The sequence below is a fragment of the Halochromatium sp. NSM3 genome (assembly GCF_059621085.1).
In genome coordinates this window covers 75,638-98,534 of record NZ_JCAQIA010000008.1, presented here as the reverse complement: position 1 = coordinate 98,534, position 22,897 = coordinate 75,638, and the positions used below count along the sequence as shown (strand labels likewise).

Below are 22,897 nucleotides of genomic sequence, written 5' to 3'. Positions count from 1 at the left end.
GGGTCAAATCCTGCCGTTAAGCCCCAGCGGTGCAACCGCTCCAACGGCTTGGAAATAGACTCTCCAGATCGCCAGAGCGATGCAGCAGCGCGACCCCGAGCGTGAAACCACGATGGCGCACCAGGACCTGACCAGGACGGCAGTCGGCGATCTGCGCGGGGTCCGGGCGCAGCAATTCGCGACGCAGATAGCGATCGCGCTGCTCGCTGTTCAGCTCAAGCGTCTGGCGGGTCGCGGCCGCGCCAAGCAACAGCGCCGCGCCGGTGGTGAGCTTCGGCGGGCGGATATTGGTGCGATAGGCGAACAGACCACTGCCCTGCGGCGACGGCGCCGCAGGCGCCCGATGATCCGCGGCCACCAGGTGCAGACCACGGCGGGCCTGGCGATGGAAGCGGCGGTCGATCAGTGCCGATGCCGGCAGCCCGTAATGATCGCGGAGTTCCCGCAGCCAGCCGTCATCGTCGGCCTCCAGTTGGAGCGGGCGCTGTTGGAGCAGGTGCTGGGACGGGTGCGGATGTTGAGGCCGGGCAGACGCGGCATCGCCTAAACCCGGTGCCCGGGCGGATTTATGGAGTACGGCGATAAAGAAGCCGCCGGTATCATTCGCGTGCGGCCAGACGCGCAGGCAGCGCGAGAGGCTCGGGTCGAGCTGACGACCTTGCCAGTGCGTGACGCCAGCGCTCGTGAGCAGGCCCGGCACCTCGCAAGGCAACAGCTCGAGGTTGCCATTCTGCTCATTGAGGATCTCGGCGACGATCAGTTCGTTCTCCTCCGGCGCGAAGGTGCAGGTCGAATAGACGATGCGCCCGCCGGGCTGGCACAGCTGCACCGCCTTGCGCAGCAGGGCCCGTTGGCGCCCCGCCATGCGCTGCGAGCGCTCAGGGCCGATGCCAGCGTGCGCGCGAGCGAGCGTGCCAGGAGCGGGATCGCCGCGACCGAGAGCAGCGCGACCATCATGCCCATAACCACCGCGCCCATCGCGCCCACCTTGAGCGCCACACTGGACCAGGCTTGGGTTGCGCCTTAGCGTGCCCTCGCTCGAGCAGGGGGCATCGACCAGGATGCGGTCGAAGGCGCCGGCCGCTGCCGGATAATTGCCACCATCGCAACGCGTGGTACTGCAGTTCAGTACCCCGAGCCGATCCAGGTTGCCCTGCAGCGCGGCGATGCGCTCGGCGGCGAAATCGTTGGCGAGCAAGGTCCCGCGATTGCCGAGTGCCAGCGCCAACTGCGCGGTCTTGCCGCCGGGCGCCGCGCAGAGATCGAGCACGCGCTGACCAGGGCGCACATCCAACAGCATTACCGGCAGCTGCGAGACGGCCTCCTGCGCATGCGCCAGGCCGGCGCAGTACCACCAGCGCTGGCCGGCCTTGAAGCCCGGCGGCAGTCGCAGCGCAATGGAACTGGATACAGCGCCGGTGATCGCGCGCGCGCTGAGCGCATCCAAGCCGGCCGAGGTGGGTGCGGGTGAATCCGGGCTGGACGCGGAGTGCCGCTGCCCCTCGGCTTCGAACCCCGCAACGCGCGGTGCCACCGACGACCACCAGGGGTTCAACCAGGGCACCGGCTCGGCATTCACCCCTTCCTCGGCGATCAACGCGCGGAGCTGCTGGCCTTCGATCCGCAGCGGATTGGCCCAAATCCAAGTCGGCAGCGGCCGCATCAGGGTGGCGATGAACCCATCCCAGTCGTCGACCTGCTGATCGAACAGGCAGCGGTAGCGGCCGAGCGCGGCCTCGAGATCAGCGCGAACAGTCGATGGAGGATTCAACACGACAGACAATACCTATGCGGATGCGGGATGGGCTTGCAGCAGTGGGGCAATTCGCCGCATCTTACCGGCATCGGGATGGCGCAACCATCCAGCCGCTCAGGAGTCCCCATGTCACAGCGCTCAGCTTCCACCGCCCCACCCCTGCGCCAGATGCTGGAGGGACTGATCGCGGTGCCCTCGGTCAGCAGCGTCAATACAGGCCTCGACCAAAGCAACCGGCCGGTCCTCGACCTGCTGGCGGGCTGGCTCGAGGACGCTGGCTTTAGGGTCGAGATCCTGCCGATTCCCGGCCAACCCGAGAAGGCGAATCTGGTGGCCACGCTGGGTGGTCATGGGCAAGGCGGCAGCGGTTTAGGTGGCTCTAGGGCTGGCAGTGATGGGTCAGGCCGTTCTGGGTCAGGCAGCTCCAGTGTGGGCGGCGCGGGTTTGCTTGCCTCTGAGCGGAGCAACGAGCCGCTAAGCGGCCTGGTGCTCTCCGGCCATGCCGATACCGTGCCCTTCGACGAGCACCTCTGGCGCTCTGATCCGCTGCGTCTGACCGAGGCCGATGGTCGTCTGTACGGCATCGGCACGGCGGACATGAAGTCGTTCCTGGGGCTGGCGATCGAAGCCGCGCGGGGATTCAAGCCAGCCGATCTCAAGCACCCTCTGATCCTGCTCGCCACCGCCGATGAGGAATCGGCCATGCACGGCGCGCGGGCGCTAGTCGAGTCCGGACGCGCCCTCGGCCGCCATGCGGTCATCGGCGAGCCGACCAGCCTGCGACCAGTGCGCGCGCACAAGGGCGTGATGGCCGAGGCGATTCGCCTCACCGGGCGCAGTGGCCACGCCAGCGACCCGAGCCTGGGTAATAATGCCCTGGAAGGCATGCATGAGGTGCTGACCGCGCTCTTCGCCTGGCGTGACGAGCTGAAACGGACCCAGCGCGACCCAGCCTTCGCGATCGACTATCCGACCATGAATGTCGGCCACATCCATGGCGGCGACAACTTCAACCGCATCTGCGGCCATTGCGAGCTGCATCTCGATATCCGTCCGCTGCCGCATCAGCAACCCGAACAGCTTCGCGCCGAACTCCGCGAACGGGTGGCGCCGATCGCCGAACGACGCGAGCTTGAACTCGACATCGAACCCCTGTTCCCAAGTATCCCACCGGCAGAGACCGCCGCTGGGGCCGCCATCGTCCAGGCCGCCGAGGCGCTCACTGGCCATCGCGCGGAGAGCGTCAGCTTTGGCACCGAGGCGCCGTTCCTGAATGCACTTGGGATGGAGACCATCGTCTTCGGCCCGGGCGATATCGATCAGGCACATCAGCCGAATGAATACCTCGCCCTAGACCGCATTCCGCCGATGCTTGGCTATCTACGCCAGCTCATCCAGCGTTTTTGCGTCGATGCCTGACAGCAGGCCTGACGGTCAGCCTGATGGTCAGTTTGCCGGGAACGAGCCGCGCGCGGGCTGCGCCGAGTGCGCGCGCCGCCATCAAAGGCTGAGGGCGGTAGAACCCGCCGACAACGTCCCAACCCATGACGAGCTGCATGAGCGCTGGCCGCACCGCCGGCTGATCCAACTCGCTGGCGGGCGCGATTGGGGCGTGCAAGCCGCCGCCGAGGTCATCGTCTCGCGCACGCCGCAACGTGCCGTCTGGCTCAGCAACGCCCCGCTCCCCGATGCCATCCCGATGGCCAAGGCTCAACAACTGCTCGGCGGCGAGTGTGATCTGCTGGTGATAGATCTCTGGAGCGGCCTTGATGCGGATGCGCTAGGAGCGGCGGTCGGCAGCCTGCGCGGCGGCGGTCTGCTGCTGTTGCTGACCCCGAGGCTCGCGGACTGGCCGCACTGGATCGACCCGGAGGCCGCGCGCATCGCCGTGCACCCCCACTCCGCCGCCGAGGTGGGCACGCGGTTCATTGCCCGCCTCGCGCGCCTTTTGCAGTCATCGGCTGCAGTGATTCACATTGATGGTTCCGACACCGAAACCGCGATTGACGCAGCAGCCGCACTGACGCCTGAAACGCTGAGTTCGGCTGCTGGATCGGCTGCTGAGTCCGTGGTTGGCGAATGGCAACAGCGTCAGCGGCCAACCCTCGATCCGACACAGCCTGCGACCCCGGATCAGGCCCAGGCGATAGCGGCGATCCGTGCGCTGATCAGCGCGCGCGCGCGGCGTCCGCTCGTGCTCACCGCCGATCGCGGGCGCGGCAAGTCAGCGGCGCTCGGGATAGCCGCCGGGGAAGCGATCCTCCAGCATCGCGCCAGGATCATCGTCACCGCACCGCGACGCAGCGCCGTCGAGCCCTTGTTCGCGCATGCGCAGGCGACGCTGCGGGCCGCCTCGGCGAGCGAGGCTGAGCCTTTGTTGAGTTTTGCCGCACCGGACGCCCTGCTTGCGGACTCGAGCGCCCCGGATCTGCTCATGATCGATGAGGCCGCCGGCATCCCAGCGCCCTTGCTGGAACAGTTGTTGATGCGTTATCCCCGTATCTGCTTCGCGACCACGGTGCACGGCTACGAGGGCACTGGACGCGGCTTCGAGCTACGCTTTCGCGCCCTGCTCGAGCAGCGCGCGCCGGGCTGGCGGGCACTGCACCTGAAGACCCCGATTCGCTGGCGCCAGGACGACCCGCTTGAGCAACTCATCAACCAGATCCTGCTGCTCGATGCCGAGCCGGCTGCCGATGCACGGATCGCCACCACCGATCTGGCCTCGGCGCGCTTCGCCATTCAATCACCCGAGGCGCTGGCCAACGACGAGGCGTTGCTACGTCAGTTGTTCGGCCTGTTGGTGCTCGGCCATTACCAGACCCGCCCCAATGACCTGCGCCATCTGCTCGATGGCCCCAACCTCGAGGTCGCGACCCTCAGCGTCGGCGCTGGCAACGGCAATAGCAGCGGCAGCGGCAGCGGCAATGGCAATGGCAATGGCGAACAAGTGCTAGCAACCGCCTTGATCGCCCGCGAAGGCACGCTGGCGTCGGAGTTGCTGCAACCGATCTTTGAAGGACGGCGTCGACCGCGCGGCCACTTGCTGCCGCAGACCCTCTCGGCGCATGCCGGTCTGGTGGAGGCGCCCGAGCTTGGCTATGCCCGCATCGTGCGCATCGCCGTGCACCCGGCGGCGCGACGGCGTGGGCTTGGGCGGCGGCTGGTTGGCGAACTCGCGGCACGCGCGCGCCGGAATGGGCTCGATCTCTTGGGCGCGAGCTTCGGTGCCAGCACCGAGCTGCTCGCCTTTTGGCGCCGCTGCGGGCTGGCGCCGCTGCATCTGGGCACGCGTCGCAACGCCGCCAGCGGCGCCCATGCGGCAGTGGTCCTGCAAGCACTCAGCCCAGCCGGTGAAGCCTTGGTCGCGCATGCCCGCACGCGCCTCGGCAACGACCTGCCGACCTTGCTGACCGGCCCCTTGCAGGCTGTTGAACCCTCACTCGTTGCCGCGCTGCTGCAGGAGCTGCCGCAACGGGAGACGGTTGGTGGCGCGGATGATCAGCGGCAGATCGATGCCTTCGCCGACGCCCATCGCAGCTTCGAGGCCGCGCTACCGGCGCTCGAGCGTCTGGTGCGCACACGTCTCGTCGCCAATCAGGCCGACATCCACGGTGGACTCGAGGCCGAGCAGCGTGATCTGTTGATCAGCAGCCTCTTGCAGCGGCGCGACCCAGAGGTGGTCATCCGCGAGCGCGGACTCAGCGGCCGTAGCGAGCTACTCCAGCGGTTGCGCGCGGCCATCGGCGCACTACGCGGCTGCCAGCGTCTCTAAACGGCTACTTGCTCTAAACAACGCGATTACCAGCGCATCTCGAATACGCAGGCATCGGCGCCTAGGGCCTGACATTGGGTCTCGCGCACCTGGGTCTTGCGGTTGACCAAGGTGGTGAAGAGCCGCTCGAAGGTGCCGCGGTAGAAATCGCAGACCGGCACCTCGGCCTGGCTGCTGCGGCAGAGCGGACAGTCTTGGATGCGCACGCGCACCGGGCGGTCGGTGGTATAGCTGAAATGACCGCTGCCGGAGAAGGTCCAGGCATGCTTGCCGACGGCCTTGAGCAATATGGCGCTGGCCAGCCCCGGCGGCAAGAGCTTGAGGATGCGCTGGGCGGGCTTGGGGATGCGATGCGCGAGCAGATAGTCGCCGGTGCGCAGCCCGGCATCATGGCCGATGCGGCGCGCCGTCTCGGCGTCTAGCTGGACGCGTAGCGCCTGCTGCAGCGCTGTCACATCGCGCTCGTCGACCATCGATTCGGGCGGATCGGCGAGGTAATGCGCCAGGCAGGCGGCGTTGAAGACATCCTCGGCGGAGCCACGCTCGGCGACCAGCGCCTCGGCCACGCGCGTGATGGCATTGGGTCCGATGCGGATCACCGCGCTGCTGTCGTCGAGCGGACTCATAGGCTACGCGAGAAGTGCCAGCGCGAGCGGTCCCACTCGAAGTAGGCCCCATGCTCGCTGCACAGGGTCCGCAGGAAGTAGCGCCCCGAGGGGGTGATACGCAGCCGATCGGGCTCGATCTGCACCAGGCCATCCGAGGCGTAACTGGCAAGGCGGGCATATTCGTCGTCGAGACAGCCGGCGGCGAGTTCGGCCGGGAGTTCGAGGTTGCAGATCATGTGCTCGATCGCGTCGCGGCGGCGCCGATCGCGGTCTCCGATCCGGTGCCCACGGGCGACCGGCAGCTCGCCGCGTTGCACCCGCGTGGTCCAGGCATCGATCTCGATCTCATTCTGCACGCAGAGCCCATTGACATCGCCGATGGCGGCGCTGCCGAAGCCGAGCATGTGATCGGTCTCGATACCGGTATAGCCGATACAGTTGCGCCGCAGTCGCCCCTCTTCTTGGGCGATGGCGAGTTCGTCGGTGTCCAGCGCGAAGGCATCCAGCCCGATCCAGGCATAACCGGCGGCGGTGAGGGTATTGACGGCGCGATGGAACAGGACTTGGCGGTCGGTCGCCGAGGGCAGCCGATGCGCATCGATGGCGTACTGGTGGGTGCCGCGCGCCGTGGTGCGCGCATAGCCGAAGCAGGAGACCCGGTCTGGTGCCAGATCGACGATGGCATCCAGGGTGTCTTGGAAGCTCGCTTCGGTCTGCTCGGGCAAGCCGTAGATCAGATCGAAGCCGATCGCCTCGAAGCCGGTCTCGCGCGCCATCGCATAGACATCGCGAATCAGATCGATCGACTGCAGCCGCCCGATGGCGCGTTGCACCTGCGGGTCGAGGTCTTGGACGCCGAAGGTGACCCGACGGTAGCCCAGTGCATGCAGTAGATCGAGCTGGCCCGCCGAGGCGCGTCTTGGATCGCACTCGATCGAGAGATCGGTGTCCGGGATGATCCGGAAGCGCCGCTCGATGATCTCGGTCAGCCGTGTCAGTTGGGAATCGTTGAGGTAGTTCGGGGTGCCGCCGGCGAGATGCAGTTGCAGCACATCGTGCTGGCCTTGAAGACGGTCGGTGACTAGGGCCATCTCTTGGTCGATGGCATCCAGGTAGCGATCGATCCAGGCCGTGTCATGGGTGACGGTGGTGTTACAAGCGCAATAGAGGCAGCGCCCGGGGCAGAAAGGGATGTGGATGTAAAGCGAGAGGGTCTCGTCCGGATGCTGAGCGATGTCCCTGAGGGCCTTGGCGTACTCGGAGTTATCAAGCCTATCGATCCAGGATGCGGGTTGACTGGCAAACTGGGCATACAACGGCCCAAGCTCAGCGATTCGTGTCAGTTGTTGGGGCGACACCTCCGTTGGCGCAAAGCTGGACATGTGCGAACCTCAGTGTGGCGTGAGCGAGGGAAACCTTGGCCAAACCGCCACCGGATGCGCGGCCACTGTGACACAGGTCTCCGTGCCGGCTAACTTAGTGAACACCGGGTATGTAGGCGTTGACGCATATCAACGTAGCGGCTAATCCATCGTTTTCTTATATGCCGATTCCGGTGCGGGGACGGCGTTGGAGCGATCTCCCGAGGTGGTCACCCAGCGCCACAACGCGGCATCGGCCAAGGGCAGTACCAGGAACCAGTGCTCGAGAATCGCCAGCGCCAAGAGGGTCGCCGATAGAATCAGCGACACCCCGGCAAACCCCGTGGTTGGAAGCTCCAAGGCCGCTTCGACGAGCAATGACATCACCACGGTCGCCACACTCACCGAGATCGGAAACAGCAGATTCATCGGGCGCTTGCGAAGATAGCTGGTGATGAAGCGCACATGCTCCGGCAGCCACTCCTCATTGAGATTCGGCACGCCAAAAAAGAGATTCAGCTTTGCACTCCAACGCATCAGCCAGAGGATGACGAAGGTCCAGGTGCCCAATTGATTGGTTGCCTCCCAGGTCACGGCGACCAATACCGCCGCGATCAGCAACAACAGGAGTTCGTGGTAGAAGCTGGTGCCCAGCGCCAGCAGGAAACGGCGCCAGCCTGTACAGCCTTGAGGACAGGGCTCTTTATGTGGTCCCGTGACCAAGCCCATGAAATAGACCATCTCCAGCCAGCCCCAGACCAGGACGCCTGCGGTGAAGCCGAGGTAGGCCCCCCAGAGGTCATGGCGATCGCGCACGAGATAGATCACCGCGACCAGCAGGATCATCAATCCCGTTGCGGCGATCAGACTGGTTTTATAAGTGCGCGCTGGCAACCCGTTGAGATAGAGGATGACGCCAGTGCTGAACCACCAAAGGAACAACGCGTAGCCGATCGCTAGAGCATAGCTCGACATACGTCGCTGAAGCCTTAGTCGCGCGCGTCCGCAGCAACGACATCGGCAAGCGGCTCGGGCTCGCTGCGCAGGAGGGGAGTGAACGAGGCCAGGTTGGTCGGTCCGAAGGCGCGCAGATCGATCTCGGTGCCAACGCTCGGGTCGCGAAACACCAGCCTGCCGTCTTCCAGTAGCGCGAGTTGATAAGGGGCATCGAGCGGGAGATCACGCGCATTGCGATCCCGCACCATGCCGCGCATCATGCCCATCGCGAAACCATCTTCACCCGACTTCAGCAGGCCGACTACCGCTTTGCGATCGGCCCCCGCTGGACCCGGCAAGGTCACCATGGTCACTCCATCGCCGATGTCTTCAATCACCAGTTCTCGCGCCTCGAGCACGGGCGCATAAGGCATCTCGACGCCACCCTTGCCGGTGAGGCGAACCATGGCGGCGGCCATGATCGCGAACGTGATCAGCACCGCAGCGCCAATCAACACGCCGCGCGGGAAGGGGCGGCCGTCGAAGGGGTCGCTCATCGCTATACTCCTCGCCAATCGAACCGATGACCGGTCATTGACCACCCGCCTTCGCCGACGCAGGCTCCAACGACGCCTCGTTCGAGGACGCGCTCGCATCCTGCTTAACCGCTTGTGCCGATGCCGGCGCGGATTCAGGCTCATCGGCCATCTCGGCGTGCGCCGAGCGCAGAGCCTCGGCCAGGATCTCAGCGACCTTTGCCGCATCCGGGATGCTACGCAACATCGGTTGCGCATTCGAGAACCGCCAAGGACGGACATTGGGCCACATGATCAGATAGCTGACCTTCTGCTCCTCGCTGAGCACCAACGGGATATCGCCAGAGCCATCTGGATAGGTGCGCAGACCCGCGCTCTCGATGCTCTTAAAGGGGATATTGACGGCCATCGGTAGCGCGACGCCAAACCGGATCACTACCCGTCGATCGGTAATGCTATAGACCGTCGAACGGCTGTAGAGCCAGGCAAGCAGGGTGAGAATGCCGACTGCCACCAGCGCCAGGGTGACCATCCATAGGCTCCAGAGCACGGCATCGCGGAACGCGATGCCGTCGGTGATGAGCACCGCCAAGCGCAGCAGCATCAACAGACCGAAATAGAAGGCGACGGTTCTGACATAGAAGGCGCGCCTGGCAAGGACGCGCCAATGCGGCGCACCCTGCCAACGGAGCGCCTCCCCCGGGGGGAGGTTCTCCGGCAAGCCGTGAACCGGCTCGAAGGCAAACTCACTCACAGAATAGGCTCCGCGCGCCCTTGAGTGGCATACAGGGTGCCGCCGCCGTAGTAAGCGGTGACCATGTCTTCCTCACGCATGGTGATCTGGTCATAGCTCTTCAGGGCCGGCGCGCCGGCGAACTGAGCACCGGTGATGCTGGTGACGTCGACAAAGCCCTTCTTGCCCTTGACCACGCACATGGTGATCGGCAGCAGCACGCGCTTGCCGCCAGCGGCCTCGACCTCGAGATAGCGGATCTGCGGCTCGGAGCGATCGACCCAGAGTTCCTTCACGGTACCACCTTGGGCACCATCGCAGCCGACCACCGGCATACCACGCGGATCGGGATCCTTACCGACGACCTCGAAGTGCTTGGCAACCTTCATCGGCACGATGCGCGGCCGACCGTCGACGGTGAGATCAGGCTCTTCCAAACGCATGGCGTAGGAGCCAGGGCCGACATTGGCCTTCATCGGATCACCAACAGGAGCCAGCGGAGAACCGGGGAACGGCGAGACCGGCTCGGCGTTGATCTTGTACTGCGGCTGGTCGGGGCCGGGCTTCACAACCTTGGTACCGGTGTGCGGCATCAAGAAGGTCTTCGGCTTTGGCATCGGCGGGAAGCCTGGATTCAACTTGGTGCCGCGCAGGGTCTTAGCCTCGAGCGGATAACCTTCGCGTTTGTCTTCGCGGCGAATCCAGAACACGAGCGCGAAGAAGAAGAACCAGAACGCTAAGAGCGTGACCTGAGCGACGTCAATGTAGTTGGTAATAGCGCCAGTAGGCATCGGATAATCTCCGTTGACAAGGTGGACTAAGGAAGCTCGGTGAGTCCGAACTTCGAGGAAGATCGCGCCGCGTGACCGCCCTTCAGGGCAAGCGGTCCGAGTGCGATCAGGGTGGCGAAGAGCAGCAAGATCTCCAGGTTATAGACGAACGCATAGCCGACGGCTGGACCCATCAGGGCTTCACCGAGGACTCCTGTGGAGGCAATGGTGGTCACGAGATCGCGCAGCGTGCCGCCAAGGAACATCGCAAGACCATAAGCGGTGGCTTGAACCGCGCCCCAAGCCCCCAAGGCAAGGCCGCTGCCTTCGACATCGGCCAAGTTCATTGCCGCAGTGAGGGTGCCCACCGCGAAGAAGCCGCCGCCAGCGCCGATCAGCAGCGCGCCGAACCGGAACAACAGCGGCGAGCCGAGCGGATCGGCGGCGATCACGGCGGCGAAGGCGAGCACCCCGATCAAGGCGCCGGCGACCGAGATGCGGTAGTAGTCGACTTGGCGCCCGAGCAGATAAGCCGAGAGGCCGAAGGCAGCCAGGGTGCCGAAGGCCCAGATCGCGGTCAGCCGGGTGGTTTGCGAGACCGTCAGCCCGAGCACCTGACCGCCGTAGGGCTCGAGCAGGATGTCCTGCATCTGGAAAGCGGCCGTACCAAGCGCGAGCGCGACCAGCAAGCGTGCCGCATCGCCGGCACGGATGAACTGCGCCCAGGTCTCCCTGAACTTCGGTCGCTCCTTGTGCGCGGCGCGGTCGGCCTTGATCTGAGCGGCGCGCTCGGGGTTGACCGACTCCTGCCTCCAGAGCGCGATCATGTTGAACGCAATCGCGACCAGCGCGGACCCCTGCAGCACACCGATCAGGCGTCCATTCGCCTGAGCGGGACTCATTTCATTGAAATCGGTCAGCAAGGCGCCGTAGGCCAGCGCGGCCAGGAGCATGCTCAGATGCAACACCACGAACAGCAGGGCGATGACCCGCGGGCGCTTCTCCTCGGTCGAGAGATCGGTGGCCAGAGCCAGGCCTGCGGTCTGAGTGGTATGCAGTCCAGTACCGGCGATCAAGAAGGCCAGGCCAGCGGCGAGCCAGATGACGAAGGTCGGCGCGTTGCCGCCTTCCGCCATCAGCAGCAGGGCGAACGGCATGATCGTTAAACCACCAAACTGCATCAGGGTGCCAAACCAGATGAACGGCACCCGGCGCCAACCGAAGGCCGATTCATGGGTATCGGACTTGAAGCCAATCAACGCCCGGAAGGGCGCCGCTAGCACCGGCAGCGCCACCATCAGGCCAATCAGCCAGGGCGGCACGCCCTTCTCGACCACCATGACGCGGTTCAGGGTACCGTAGAGCAACACCATCATCATGCCAACCGAGGCCTGGAACAGCGCCAGCCGTAACAGGCGCCCGATCGGCAGTTCCTTGGTCGCGGCATCCGCGAACGGCAGGATCTTAGGCAGAACCTCCTGGTAGAAGACCTGCTTCAGTTCATCCAACGAGGCCGCCATAACTAACGATTCTCCTTGCGCCGGCGTAGCTCGAGCGCCTGCGAGGTGTAAAAGCCTTGCGCGATCCGCTCGCAGCGGCCGATCTCCCAGCCGTCGAAGCGCGATGCGCCCTCGATGCGGACGCGCATCGCCTTCTCGGCAATCGGGATGATCGCCGGCGAGCGATCGCTGCGCGGAAAGAATTGCCCGACCGCGTGCATCAGCGCCAAGGCCGGCGTGCGTGGGGCAAAGGTGAAGAGCACCGAGACGCGCGCGCGCTCGGCAAAGCCCGCGATCACATCCAGCGCGTCATCGGGCTCGTAATGGATGATGCTGTCCATCGAGACGATATGATCGAAATCACCCTGCTCTGGCGCCAGCATGTCGCCGACGGCGAATTCGATGCGCCCCGGCAAATCGCTCGGCAGGTGCTTGCGCGCATGTTCGATCAATGTCGGCGACAGATCGACCGCATAGACGTCGGCGCCCCGGCGTGCCGCCTCGACCGACAGCAGGCCGGTCCCGCAGCCCGCATCGAGCAGCCGCCTACCGCTGAGGTCAGCCGGGAGCCAGTCGAGCAGGGTCGCGCGCATGCGATCGCGGCCGGCGCGCACGGTGGCGCGAATCCCGCTCACCGGCGCATCCGAGGTGAGGCGCTTCCAGGCATCGGCTGCGGTGCGGTCGAAATAGGACTCGACCTGATCGCGGCGCTCTTGGTACGAAGGGTTGGGCATCGGTGTCACTTGCTCACTTGGCTCAATCGAAGCCCAGGAAATCGAAGAGGTCGCGGTCGCGCATCGGCTTGACGTCGAGCGGCTCGGAACCGGCCAGCAGCGACTCGGCGAGCTGCAGATACTGCCCTTGCGCGTGATCGACATCAGGAGAAGACTCCATCTCGAACAGGGTCGCCTTGCGCAGCCGCGAGCGGCGAATCACATCGAGCGATGGCAGATGGGCCATGGTCTTGAGGCCCGTCGCCGCGTTGAAGCGATCGATCTGATCGGTCTCGTCGCTGCGATTGGCGATGACGCCACCGATGCGCACCTTGTAGTTCTTGGCCTTGGCCAGGATCGCGGTCGAGATGCGGTTCATCGCGAAGATCGAGTCGAAGTCGTTCGCGGTGACGATCAGGGCGCGGTCGGCATGCTGCAGCGGTGCGGCGAAGCCGCCGCAGACAACATCGCCGAGCACATCGAAGATGACGATATCGGTGTCATCGAGCAGATGATGCTGTTTGAGCAGCTTCACCGTCTGGCCAACCACGTAACCGCCGCAGCCGGTGCCGGCAGGTGGACCGCCGGCCTCGACACACATCACGCCGTTGACGCCCTCGTAGACGAAATCCTCGAGCCGCAGCTCCTCGGGATGGAAGTTGACCGACTCAAGCACGTCGATCACGGTCGGCACCAGGCACTTGGTCAGCGTGAAGGTGCTGTCGTGCTTCGGATCGCAGCCGATCTGCACCACCCGCTTGCCGAGCTTCGAGAACGCGACCGAGAGGTTCGATGAGGTCGTGCTCTTGCCGATGCCGCCCTTGCCATAGATCGCGAAGACTTGGGCCTTGTCGATGCGCTCGTTTGGATCGAGCTGCACCTGCACGCTGCCCTCGCCATCGAGGCGCGGATCGGCAAGCTGTGAACCACCGCAGTCGGGGGCATCACAACGCTCCGCAGCGGGCGAACGAGCGCTCGGCTTGCCGCCGCCGTAGATCGTGGTTGGAAGATCGTCGAGGGTCATGCGGCAACTCCTTCGGTGATGCCTTCGAGGCGGTCTTCGAGTTCTTCGCCGGCCTGGCGCAGGGCTTCCAGGGTCTCGGCATCCGGCGCCCAATAATTGCGCTCGTGGGCCTCAATCAGACGCTGCGCGACCTTGGCCGACGCGGTCGGGTTGAGCGCGGCGAGGCGCTCGCGCATCTCATCGTCGAGTACGAAGGTCTCGGTCATGCGCTGGTAGACCCAGGGCGCGACCTGACCGGTAGTGGCCGACCAGCCCATGGTGTTGGTCACATGCACCTCGATCTGGCGCACGCCCTCATAGCCGTGCTCGAGCATGCCTTCGTACCACTTGGGATTGAGCATCCGGGTCCGGGTCTCGAGCGAGACCTGCTCGGCCAGGGTGCGAACCTTGCCGTCGCCACGGGTCTGATCACCGATGTAGACCGGCACATCGCCGCCCTTGGAGCGGCTCACCGCGCGGCTGATGCCGCCGAGGGTATCGAAATAATGATCCACAGTGGTGACGCCGAGTTCGACCGAGTCCAGATTCTGGTAGGCCAGCTGCACATCGCCGAGCACACTCTTGAGCAGCTCGGCCTGGCGTACCGGGGCACCGGCACGGCCATAGGCAAAGCACTTACGACGGGTGTAGGTCTCGGCCAGTTCATCCTCCTCGTCCCAAGCGCTGTTGTCGATCAGATGATTGACGTTCGAGCCATAAGCGCCATCGGCGTTACTGAACACCCGCAGCGCAGCGGTCTCGAGATCGCACTCGTGAGTCTGCTGATAGGCCAGCGCATGCTTACGCACAAAGTTCTGCTCGAGTGGCTCATCGGCGGCTGCCGCCAGATAGGCGGCCTCTGCCAGCAGTTTAGTCTGTATTGGCAAAAGATCACGGAAAATGCCAGAGAGGGTCATCACCACATCGATCCGTGGCCGTTCCAGGGTCTCCAATGACAGCAACTCAGCCCCGCAGACGCGGCCGTAGCTATCGAGCCGTGGCTTGGCGCCGAGCAGCCACAGCGCCTGCGCGATCGGGCCGCCCTCGGTCTTGAGGTTGTCCGTTCCCCAGAGAACCAGGGCGATCGACTCCGGCATTGCATTGTTGTCTGCGATATGGCGATCGAGCAGTTGCTGCGCATGGCGCACGCCCTCCCGCACCGCGAACGGACTCGGGATGCGGAACGGATCGAAGCCATGCAGGTTGCGACCGGTGGGCAGGATCTCCGGGGTGCGCAGCAAGTCGCCACCCGGCGCCGGGCGCACGAAACGCCCTTCGAGCGCGCGCATGATCGCCGGCATCTCGTGATCTTCATTGAGCAGCTTGTCGTAGCCGGCCAGGTCTTCCATCAGCTTCAGGCTGGCCTCATTGACCTCCATGCCGCCCTTCTGCAGCGCGAGCGCGGGCGCGCCACCGCCGATCAAGGCATCCAGCGCCTCGCGCTTGAGGTCGACCGGATGCTCGGGATCGATGCGCGATTCGGCCACCGCCATCAGCATATCCAGCCGCTCGGTCGGATTCGGCGGTTGGCCGACCACATGCAGACCGTGCGGGATCAGGGTGTACTCAAGCTCGAGCAGTTCGTCGGTGAGACGTTGGATGCGCTGGCCGGAGCCCGCATCCCATTCCGGCTCCTCGTCCGAAGCCATGGTCGCCAGATCGAGTTCGGCGGCCTGCGCCTGGATCAGCGAGGCCAGCTCGTTGCGCTCTTCGGTTGACGCCTCCGGGGCCAGCGTGCGCCAGCGCTCGATCGAACCTTTGAGGTCGACCAAGCCACGATAGAGTCCGGCGTTGGCGATCGGAGGGGTCAGGTAGCTGATCAGGGTCGCCGCAGCGCGGCGCTTGGCGATGGTGCCCTCGGACGGGTTATTCGAGGCATAGAGATAGAGATTCGGCAGATCGCCGATCAGCCGGTCCGGCCAGCAGGCCCCAGACATGCCCGCCTGCTTGCCGGGCATGAACTCGAGCGCGCCATGGGTGCCGAAGTGCAGCACCGCATTGGCGGCGAAGTCCTCGCGCAGGAAGCGGCAGAAGGCGCTGAAGGCGTGGGTCGGCGTGAAGCCCTTGTCGAACAACAGCCGCATCGGGTCGCCTTCGTAGCCGAAGCTCGGTTGCACACCGACGAAGACGTTGCCGAACTGCTCGCCGAGCACAAAGATCGATGAACCATCGCTCTGCTGCTTGCCCGGCGCCGGCCCCCATTGGGCTTCGATCTCGGTGAGGTAAGGCTCGCGGCGGACGTGATCGTCGCTCGGGATGCGGGTGAAGACGTTGGCATGGGCGCCATACTGGCCGGCATTGCCGTTGATGATGCGCTCGCGCAGCGCATCGACGTTGTCCGGAACCTCGACCTCATAGCCCTCGTCCTTCAGCCCCTGCAGGGTGCGATAGAGCGAGGCGAAGACCGAGAGATAGGCCGCAGTGCCGGTGTTGCCGGCATTGGGCGGAAAATTGAACAGCACGATCGCGATCTTGCGATCCTTGGTCGGCGTCTGGCGCAGCTTGATCAAGCGCGCGACGCGCGCGGCCAAGGTATTGGCGCGCTCCGGATGCGATTGCATATCGCGGGTGCGGTCGCTGCCGGCCTCGGCCGAGCGGCCGCCAAAGACGATCGGGCCGGTGGAGCCATCGAGTTCGGGGATCGCCACCATCATGGTCGCCTCGACCGGCATCAGCCCGCGCTCCGAGACCTGCCATTGCTCCAGGGTCTGGAACTCGACCGGATGCGCGGCGAGATACGGCACATCGAGTCGCGCCAGCACCTCTTGGGCGGCTGCCGCATCGTTGTAGGCCGGCCCGCCGACCAGCGAGAAGCCGGTCAGCGAGACCACCGCATCGACCACGCACTTGCCGTTGCGGAAGAAGAATTGATCGACGGCGGGCCGGGCATCAAGGCCGCTGGCGAAGGCCGGGATCACGCGCAGCCCCTTGGCCTCGAGCGCCTTGATCACGCCATCGTAGTGGCCGGTGTTGCCGGCCAGCACATAGGAGCGCATGACCAAGAGTCCGACCGTACCGGTGGCCCCCTTCTTCGCCGGCAACTTGTTGACCTGATCGGTGATGCGGCCCTTCATGCCCGGATGAAAGACCCCGACCTCGGGATACTCGGCCGGCGGCGCGGCCTTGAGCTTACCGCGCAGCCCCTCGCGCGGACCGGCGGCATAGCGGTCAACGAGCAAACGAACCATATTGGCCACGTTCTCATCGGAGCCTGCGAGCCAGTACTGCAGCATCAGAAAGTAGGCACGCACATCCTGAGCCGTACCCGGAATGAAGCGCAGGATCTTCGGGATGCGCCGCAGCATCGCCATCTGGCGCGCGCCATCGCTGGCGTTCTTGCTGTCCTTGTTCTCTGTGGCACGATTACCGCGCAGCTTCTTCAGGATCGCCATCGGGCCGCTCTGCGAGCCGTCCATGGTGAACTTACCGAGCCGGGTGAGGCGCATGATCTCGCCGGCGGACATACAGCCGACCATCGCATCGCAGTGGTCGCGGCGCGCCTGCAGCGCGGGCAGCACGGCCTTGATGTGATCCTCCATGAACAGCATAGTGGTGACGACGATATCGGCCTTGGAGATATCGGCCCGGCAACGCTGCAGCTTGCACTCGCCATTCGACGAGCAACGGCCGCAAAGATCGTCCTCGCGCGCGGTACCGCCGCAGCGCTCGAGGCCGTCCTTGTTGTCATCCCACTCGGCGGCGGCGTGCAACGACAGATTGAGCCCCGGCAACTGTTGCTTCAGGGCCGGACGCGCGCGCTCGACCGCACCCGCCAAGTGACTGTCCAGGGTGACAATGACAACGTTTACGGGTGTCGTATCAACGACCGAAGTAGGCTTTGGCATCGTACAGTGTCTCGACCGTTATTCTGGCGACGCCGCGCTCGGCGGCGAAGCGTTCTGTGTTACGACGGGCCTTCCCGCGCACGAAGAAGGGGATCTTCTTCAGCTCCCGTTCGGCCTCGGACTCCCAGACGGGCGCGGCATCAGCCCCCATGCCATCCGCGCTCGTGCTTGGTTCAGTCGTCGCTGCGGTTCCCGCCGTGCTGTGCGCGCTCGCCGCAGACAACGTGCCGGACCCGAGGTGGGAGGCAACCGCCTCGTCATGAAACTCCTCGTCTTCCCGGAACATCGTGATCAGATGTTCTTCCAGGCCCATCATCAGCGGATGCACCCAGGTATCGAAGATGACATTGGCGCCCTCGAAGCCCATCTGCGGGGCATAGCGCGCCGGAAAATCTTGCACATGCACCGGTGACGAGATCACCGCGCAGGGGATGCCGGCGCGCTTGGCGATGTGGCGCTCCATCTGGGTGCCAAGCACCAGTTCCGGGGCCAGCTCCAGCACCGCCGACTCGACCTCGAGATAGTCATCGCTGATCAGCGCCTCGACGCCGTAGCGCTCAGCGGCGGCCCGCAGCTCACGCGCGAACTCGCGACTGTAGCTGCCGAGGCCGACGACCTCAAAACCCAGCTCTTCGGTCGCAACGCGCGCGGCGGCGATCACATGGCTGGCGTCGCCAAAGATGAACACCCGCTTGCCGGTCAGATAGGTCGAATCGACCGAGCGCGAGAACCACGGCAGGCGGGTGCGACCGGCGGCGATGGCGGCGCTGGTATCGATGCCGGCGACCTCGCCGACCTCGCGCAGGAAATCGCGCGTCGCGCCGACGCCGATCGGGACCGTCTTCACCCAGGGCTGCTTGAACATCCGCTCGAGCCAGGCACAGGTGCTCTGCGCGATCTCGGGATAGAGGCAGATGTTGAAGTCGGCATCCGGGATGCGCCGCAGATCTTCGGGCGAGGCCCCAGCCGGGGCACTCAGATTGACATCCACGCCGGCACTGTCGAGCAGCTTGGTGACCTCGGCGATGTCATCACGGCAGCGGAAGCCGAGCGCGGTGGCGCCGAGCAGGTTCGCGCGCGGTCGGCGACCCTCGGCCGCTGGATCGCGCTCGCGCGGCGGCTGGCCCCGCAGCAGCGTGCGTACTAACTGATGGAAGGTCTCGCTCGCGCCCCACTGCTCCTTGCGGGTGAAGGCGGGCAGCTCGAGCGGCACCACCGGACAGTCGAAGCCCATCCCCTGCGCCAACGCCGCCGGCTGGTCCTGCAGCAGCTCGCCGGTGCAGGCCTCGCCGACCAGCAGCGCGTGCGGCTGGAAGCGCTCGACCGTCTCGCGCAGCGTCTTGCGCACCAGCTCGGCGGTATCCGCGCCCATGTCGCGCGCCTGAAAGCTAGTGTAGGTCACCGGCGGGCGCTTGGCGCTGCGCGCGATCATGGTGAACAGCAGATCCGCGTAGCTATCGCCCTGCGGCGCATGCAGCACGCAGTGCACACCCTGCATCGAGGCGGCGATGCGGATGGCGCCCATGTGCGGCGGGCCTTCGTATGTCCAGACAGTCAGTTGCATGCTTTCAAATCGGACCGGCGGATCAAAACGCGAGCCGCTCGCGGCGGTTCAGGGGGCGCACGAAGAGTTCGGCCAGGTCAGCGGCCTGATCGAACCCATGCACCGGTGAGAACACCAACTCGATCGACCATTTGGTGGTCAGCCCCTCGGCCTCGAGCGGATTGGCCAACCCGAGCCCGCAGACGGTGAGATCGGGGCGATCCGCGCGCAGGCGATCGAGCTGACGCTCCAAGTCTTGGCCCTCGGTCAGGCGCACATCCGATGGCAGCCAGTCCAGTTCGGCGCCCATCATGCGCCGATCGAGATAGGGTACCCCGACCTCGATCAACTCCATACCGCATTCGCGCTGCAGAAAGCGTGCGAGCGGGATCTCGAGCTGAGAGTCGGGCAGGAAGCTGATGCGCTTTCCCGCAAGCTGCGCGCGGTAGCGCTCAAGCCCGCGCTCAGCGCGCGCGACGGCCGGCGCCGTGACCTCATCAACCCGGGCAGCGGCGATGCCGAAGGCCGCCGCTGCAGCGCCGAGCCAGGCGCGCGTGCCCTCGATCCCGAACGGATAAGGGGCCTCGAGCAGGGTCGCGCCGCGATCGACCAAGGCCGCCGCCGTACCGCCGACGAAAGGCTGCGCGGCGAGCAGCCGCGTGCCCGGCCCCACCGGCGGCAGCTCGCTGCCGCGCCGGGGCGGCAAAAAGTGCAGCGCCGGGATGCCGAGCGCCTCGAACAGGCGGCGGAATTGATCCTCGACCACATCGGGCAGGGTGCCGAGCACCAGCAGCGCCTCGCTGCCGGCGGCCGCCTCTGGCAGCTCCGGCACCAGCGCGCTCAGGCAGGTATCCTCGCCCTGCGTGAAGGTGGTATCCAGCCCGCTGCCGCTGTAGGCCAAGACCCGCACCCGCCCCTGCTGCTCGCGGGCGAGCCGCGCTGCGGCATTGTCGAGATCGAGTTTGATGACCTCCGACGGACAGGAGGCGACCAGGAACAGCGTGCCGATATCGGGCCGCCGTGCCAGCAGTTCAGTGACGACGCGGTCGAGTTCTTCGTTGCAATCGGCCAGCCCGGCCAGATCGCGATCACCAAGGATCGCGGTGCCGAAGCGGGGCTCGGCGAAGATCATCACGCCGGCGGCCGATTGCAGCAGATGGGCGCAGGTGCGCGAGCCGACGACCAGGAAGAAGGCGTCCTGGATCTTGCGGTGCAGCCAGACGATGCCGGCCAGCCCACAGAAGACCTGGCGCTGACCATGCTCGCGCTGCACCGGCAGGCTGGCGCCACAGGTCGCGGGCTCGGCGCCGCGCGGCATGCCGGTCGCGCCGCTCATTCGGCGCCCCCCGCCGAAGCGGCGGCGCTCTCGGCATCGAGCCGCTGTGCCGACAGACGCGCCGCGCGCAGTTTCAGGATAAACTGGGTGGCGTTGATCACATAGGCGGCGTAGGCGGCCAGGGCCAGCAGCATCTGCTGATGCACATCCATGAAGCCACCGAACAGCGCGATCAGGTAGGCGGTGTGCAGCGCTAGGACCAACATGCTGAAGACATCCTCCCAAAAGAAGGCTCGGGCGAACAGATACTCGCCGAAGACGACCTTCTCCCAGATCGATCCCGTGACCATGATCAAGTAAAGGATCAATGTCTTGAGCACGATCGAGACCGTGGCGGCCGTTTCGCCCGCGCCAGTCGCAAGATAGCGGATCACCAACACCACGCTGACTAGGAACACCAGGAACTGCAACGGCGCTAGAATCCCCTGAACCAGGGTCCAGGGCGTCTCGTCGCGCCGCTTGCGCTCTTCTGGCGTATAAAGCGGTTGATGCCGGTCATGCCTTTTCACGGGCTGACGCATTAGCCTCCTCGAGCATTGGTTGGGATAGCTGCCGTACTAAGGAATCTAGTCTGCATCCCACCACATGTCAACTCAGCTTAACGTAAAGAATACTTGACAGATCGGCGCCGCCCGACTACCTAATAAAGGGTCACCGGCGTATGCGCCGTGCTGTCCGTGTGTTCGCTCGATCCCACCCCGGTCAAGACGCGAGGTAGGCAACACACCGCTAGGCGCGAAGCGTCGAATGTTGCCCGCGGCGCCACGCTAGTCGTGGATCATTTCCCATAAAAAGACAATGGGTTTTGGTCTTTTGCCCCTCGGGCTCGGCGGGATGACATCAGCCCGCGCGGTACAGGGGAGCCGAGGTGATGACGTGAAGCGAGCTGGCGCGGGCGCCATGATCAAGCCCGCAACGAGGATGAGGTTAAGACGTACCGCGTCAAACCGGGCGCGGAGGTTGCGCGCGGTGCAGCCAGGAGCAGGCGATCGTGAAGGCCTTTGACGCACCGCAAGCCGCCCTCGGAAAACTCGACACCGATCGCGTCGCGACCCTGATTGCCTCGATCTCGGACATCGCCCTGATCCTCGACCAAAAGGGCATGATCCGCGACGTGGCGCTTGGCAACGACGAACTCAGCGCCCAGGTCTCCGATGACTGGATCGGGCGCGCTTGGAGCGACACCGTCACCAGCGAAAGCCGCAGCAAGGTCGAGGCGCTGATCGCCGATGCCCTGAGCGACAGCGGTGTGCCGATCTGGCAGCAGCTCGCCCACGTCTCGCGCGGCGGCGGCGAGGTGCCGGTGCGCTACTGCGCCACCCGCCTTGGCAATCGCGATCACCTCATTGCCGTCGGTCGCGACCTGCAAGGCTTCGCGGCGCTGCAGCAACGCCTGGTCGATGCCCAACAATCGCTGGAGCGCGATTATTGGCGTCTGCGCCAGCTCGAGACCCGCTACCGTTTACTGTTCCGCTCGTCGTCCGATGCGGTGGTGGTGATGGACCCAGCCACCGGCAAGGTGGTCGAGGCCAATCCAGCCGCCAGCCAACTACTCGTCGCCGATCCGCGACGGCTGGTGGGGCGCCATTTCCCGGAGGGCTTCGACGAGGCCGGCACGCGCGCGGTCGAGTCGCTGATCGCCGGCGTGCGCGCGGCCGGGCGCGCGAACGATGTGCGCGCCCGCCTGCGCAGTGGCATCGAACTCAGCGTGTCGGCGGCCTTGATCCGACAGGAAAACACCTCGCTGGTGTTGCTGCGCCTCGCCCAGGTGTCGCCCTCGAATGCCGCCCCCTCAGAGCAGGCCGAACCGCGCTCGCGCCTGGCCAAGATGATGGAGCGCGCGCCTGATGGCATCGTCGTCACCGCGCAGGATGGGCGCATCCTGAACGCCAATGCCGCCTTCCTCGATCTGACCCAAATCAACAACGAGGATCAGGTGCGCGGCGAATCGCTCGATCGCTGGCTCGGCCGCCCCGGCGTCGATCTCAATGTGCTGCTCGCCAACCTGCGTCAGCATGGCGCCGTGCGCCTGTTCGCGACCACGGTGCGCAGCGACTACGGCGCTAGCAGCGAGGTCGAGATCTCGGCGGTCGCAATCCAAAACGGCGAGCAGCCCAGCTTCGGCTTCATCATCCGCAACGTCGATCGCCGCGTCTCGGCCGACAGCGGCAACGAGCAGGCCCTGCCACGTTCGGTCGAGCATCTGACCGAGCTGGTCGGGCGCGTGCCATTAAAAGAGGTGGTGCGCGAGTCGTCCGACATGATCGAGCGCCTCTGCATCGAGGCCGCCCTCGAACTCACCGGCGACAACCGCGCCTCGGCGGCCGAACTGCTCGGGCTCAGCCGGCAAAGCCTGTATGTGAAGCTGCGCCGCTATGGCCTCAGCGAGGCCGCTGGCGAGAGCGGCGGCGGCCACCCATCGCGCACGCCCTGAGTCGCAACCCTGAGTCGCAACCCTGAGCCGCACCGCTGAGTCGATCTCT

At 65.5% G+C, this 22,897-nt stretch carries 17 protein-coding genes; 3 read left to right on the top strand and 14 right to left on the bottom strand.

From position 1 onward, the window contains the following. Window positions 1–16 precede the first annotated feature (16 nt). Window positions 17–1,774, bottom strand: a complete 1,758-nt coding sequence (locus tag AC54T3_RS05525; protein WP_496623029.1) for an RsmB/NOP family class I SAM-dependent RNA methyltransferase — start codon at window positions 1,772–1,774, stop codon at window positions 17–19. A 108-nt stretch (window positions 1,775–1,882) separates the two neighbouring features. Here AC54T3_RS05525 and argE point away from each other — a divergent pair, with 108 nt between their 5' ends. After that, complete coding sequence (gene argE / locus AC54T3_RS05520) at window positions 1,883–3,175, top strand: acetylornithine deacetylase (RefSeq protein ID WP_496623027.1); 1,293 nt, start codon at window positions 1,883–1,885, stop codon at window positions 3,173–3,175. Beyond that, window positions 3,168–5,531, top strand: a complete 2,364-nt coding sequence (locus AC54T3_RS05515) for a tRNA(Met) cytidine acetyltransferase TmcA (protein ID WP_496623025.1) — start codon at window positions 3,168–3,170, stop codon at window positions 5,529–5,531. The genes argE and AC54T3_RS05515 overlap by 8 nt, the downstream gene beginning before the upstream one ends. Window positions 5,532–5,557: 26 nt before the next feature. Here AC54T3_RS05515 and bchJ read toward each other — a convergent pair whose 3' ends face one another. The 13 genes from bchJ to bchF all read right to left on the bottom strand — a co-directional run bounded on the left by bchJ (window position 5,558) and on the right by bchF (window position 20,935). Next, on the bottom strand, window positions 5,558–6,157 hold the full coding sequence (gene bchJ, locus AC54T3_RS05510) for a bacteriochlorophyll 4-vinyl reductase (protein ID WP_496623024.1): 600 nt from the start codon (window positions 6,155–6,157) through the stop codon (window positions 5,558–5,560). Next, entirely contained in the window at window positions 6,154–7,521 is a 1,368-nt protein-coding gene (hemN, locus tag AC54T3_RS05505; protein WP_496623022.1) for an oxygen-independent coproporphyrinogen III oxidase, read from the bottom strand. Before hemN ends, bchJ begins: the two co-directional genes overlap by 4 nt. A gap of 141 nt (window positions 7,522–7,662) precedes the next feature. Beyond that, complete coding sequence (gene puhE, locus AC54T3_RS05500) at window positions 7,663–8,475, bottom strand: putative photosynthetic complex assembly protein PuhE (protein WP_496623021.1); 813 nt, start codon at window positions 8,473–8,475, stop codon at window positions 7,663–7,665. Window positions 8,476–8,489: 14 nt separating this feature from the next. After that, entirely contained in the window at window positions 8,490–8,993 is a 504-nt protein-coding gene (puhC, locus tag AC54T3_RS05495; RefSeq protein WP_496623020.1) for a photosynthetic complex assembly protein PuhC, read from the bottom strand. A gap of 34 nt (window positions 8,994–9,027) precedes the next feature. Continuing rightward, complete coding sequence (gene puhB / locus AC54T3_RS05490) at window positions 9,028–9,726, bottom strand: photosynthetic complex putative assembly protein PuhB (RefSeq protein WP_496623018.1); 699 nt, start codon at window positions 9,724–9,726, stop codon at window positions 9,028–9,030. Continuing rightward, on the bottom strand, window positions 9,723–10,496 hold the full coding sequence (gene puhA, locus AC54T3_RS05485) for a photosynthetic reaction center subunit H (RefSeq protein WP_496623016.1): 774 nt from the start codon (window positions 10,494–10,496) through the stop codon (window positions 9,723–9,725). The genes puhB and puhA overlap by 4 nt, the downstream gene beginning before the upstream one ends. A 26-nt stretch (window positions 10,497–10,522) precedes the next feature. Continuing rightward, complete coding sequence (locus tag AC54T3_RS05480; protein WP_496623014.1) at window positions 10,523–11,995, bottom strand: BCD family MFS transporter; 1,473 nt, start codon at window positions 11,993–11,995, stop codon at window positions 10,523–10,525. Window positions 11,996–11,997: 2 nt separating this feature from the next. Then, window positions 11,998–12,708, bottom strand: coding sequence for a magnesium protoporphyrin IX methyltransferase (gene bchM, locus AC54T3_RS05475; RefSeq protein WP_496623012.1), 711 nt, complete (start codon window positions 12,706–12,708; stop codon window positions 11,998–12,000). 22 nt (window positions 12,709–12,730) lie between these two features. Then, window positions 12,731–13,711, bottom strand: a complete 981-nt coding sequence (gene bchL, locus AC54T3_RS05470; RefSeq protein WP_496623010.1) for a ferredoxin:protochlorophyllide reductase (ATP-dependent) iron-sulfur ATP-binding protein — start codon at window positions 13,709–13,711, stop codon at window positions 12,731–12,733. Continuing rightward, on the bottom strand, window positions 13,708–17,535 hold the full coding sequence (locus AC54T3_RS05465; RefSeq protein ID WP_496623008.1) for a magnesium chelatase subunit H: 3,828 nt from the start codon (window positions 17,533–17,535) through the stop codon (window positions 13,708–13,710). Before AC54T3_RS05465 ends, bchL begins: the two co-directional genes overlap by 4 nt. Next, the gene (gene bchB, locus AC54T3_RS05460; protein ID WP_496623006.1) at window positions 17,510–19,099 is read right to left on the bottom strand and encodes a ferredoxin:protochlorophyllide reductase (ATP-dependent) subunit B; all 1,590 of its coding nucleotides are present in this window, start codon (window positions 19,097–19,099) and stop codon (window positions 17,510–17,512) included. The genes AC54T3_RS05465 and bchB overlap by 26 nt, the downstream gene beginning before the upstream one ends. A gap of 22 nt (window positions 19,100–19,121) precedes the next feature. Beyond that, window positions 19,122–20,396, bottom strand: a complete 1,275-nt coding sequence (locus AC54T3_RS05455; RefSeq protein ID WP_496623050.1) for a ferredoxin:protochlorophyllide reductase (ATP-dependent) subunit N — start codon at window positions 20,394–20,396, stop codon at window positions 19,122–19,124. A gap of 14 nt (window positions 20,397–20,410) precedes the next feature. Further along, window positions 20,411–20,935 carry a 2-vinyl bacteriochlorophyllide hydratase gene (gene bchF / locus AC54T3_RS05450; RefSeq protein WP_496623004.1) on the bottom strand — a complete coding sequence of 175 codons (525 nt, stop codon included), beginning with the start codon at window positions 20,933–20,935 and terminating at the stop codon, window positions 20,411–20,413. A 470-nt stretch (window positions 20,936–21,405) separates the two neighbouring features. Here bchF and ppsR point away from each other — a divergent pair, with 470 nt between their 5' ends. Next, window positions 21,406–22,848 (top strand): transcriptional regulator PpsR, encoded by a 1,443-nt coding sequence (gene ppsR, locus AC54T3_RS05445; RefSeq protein ID WP_496623002.1) that lies wholly within the window; start codon window positions 21,406–21,408, stop codon window positions 22,846–22,848. Window positions 22,849–22,897: the final 49 nt, after the last annotated feature.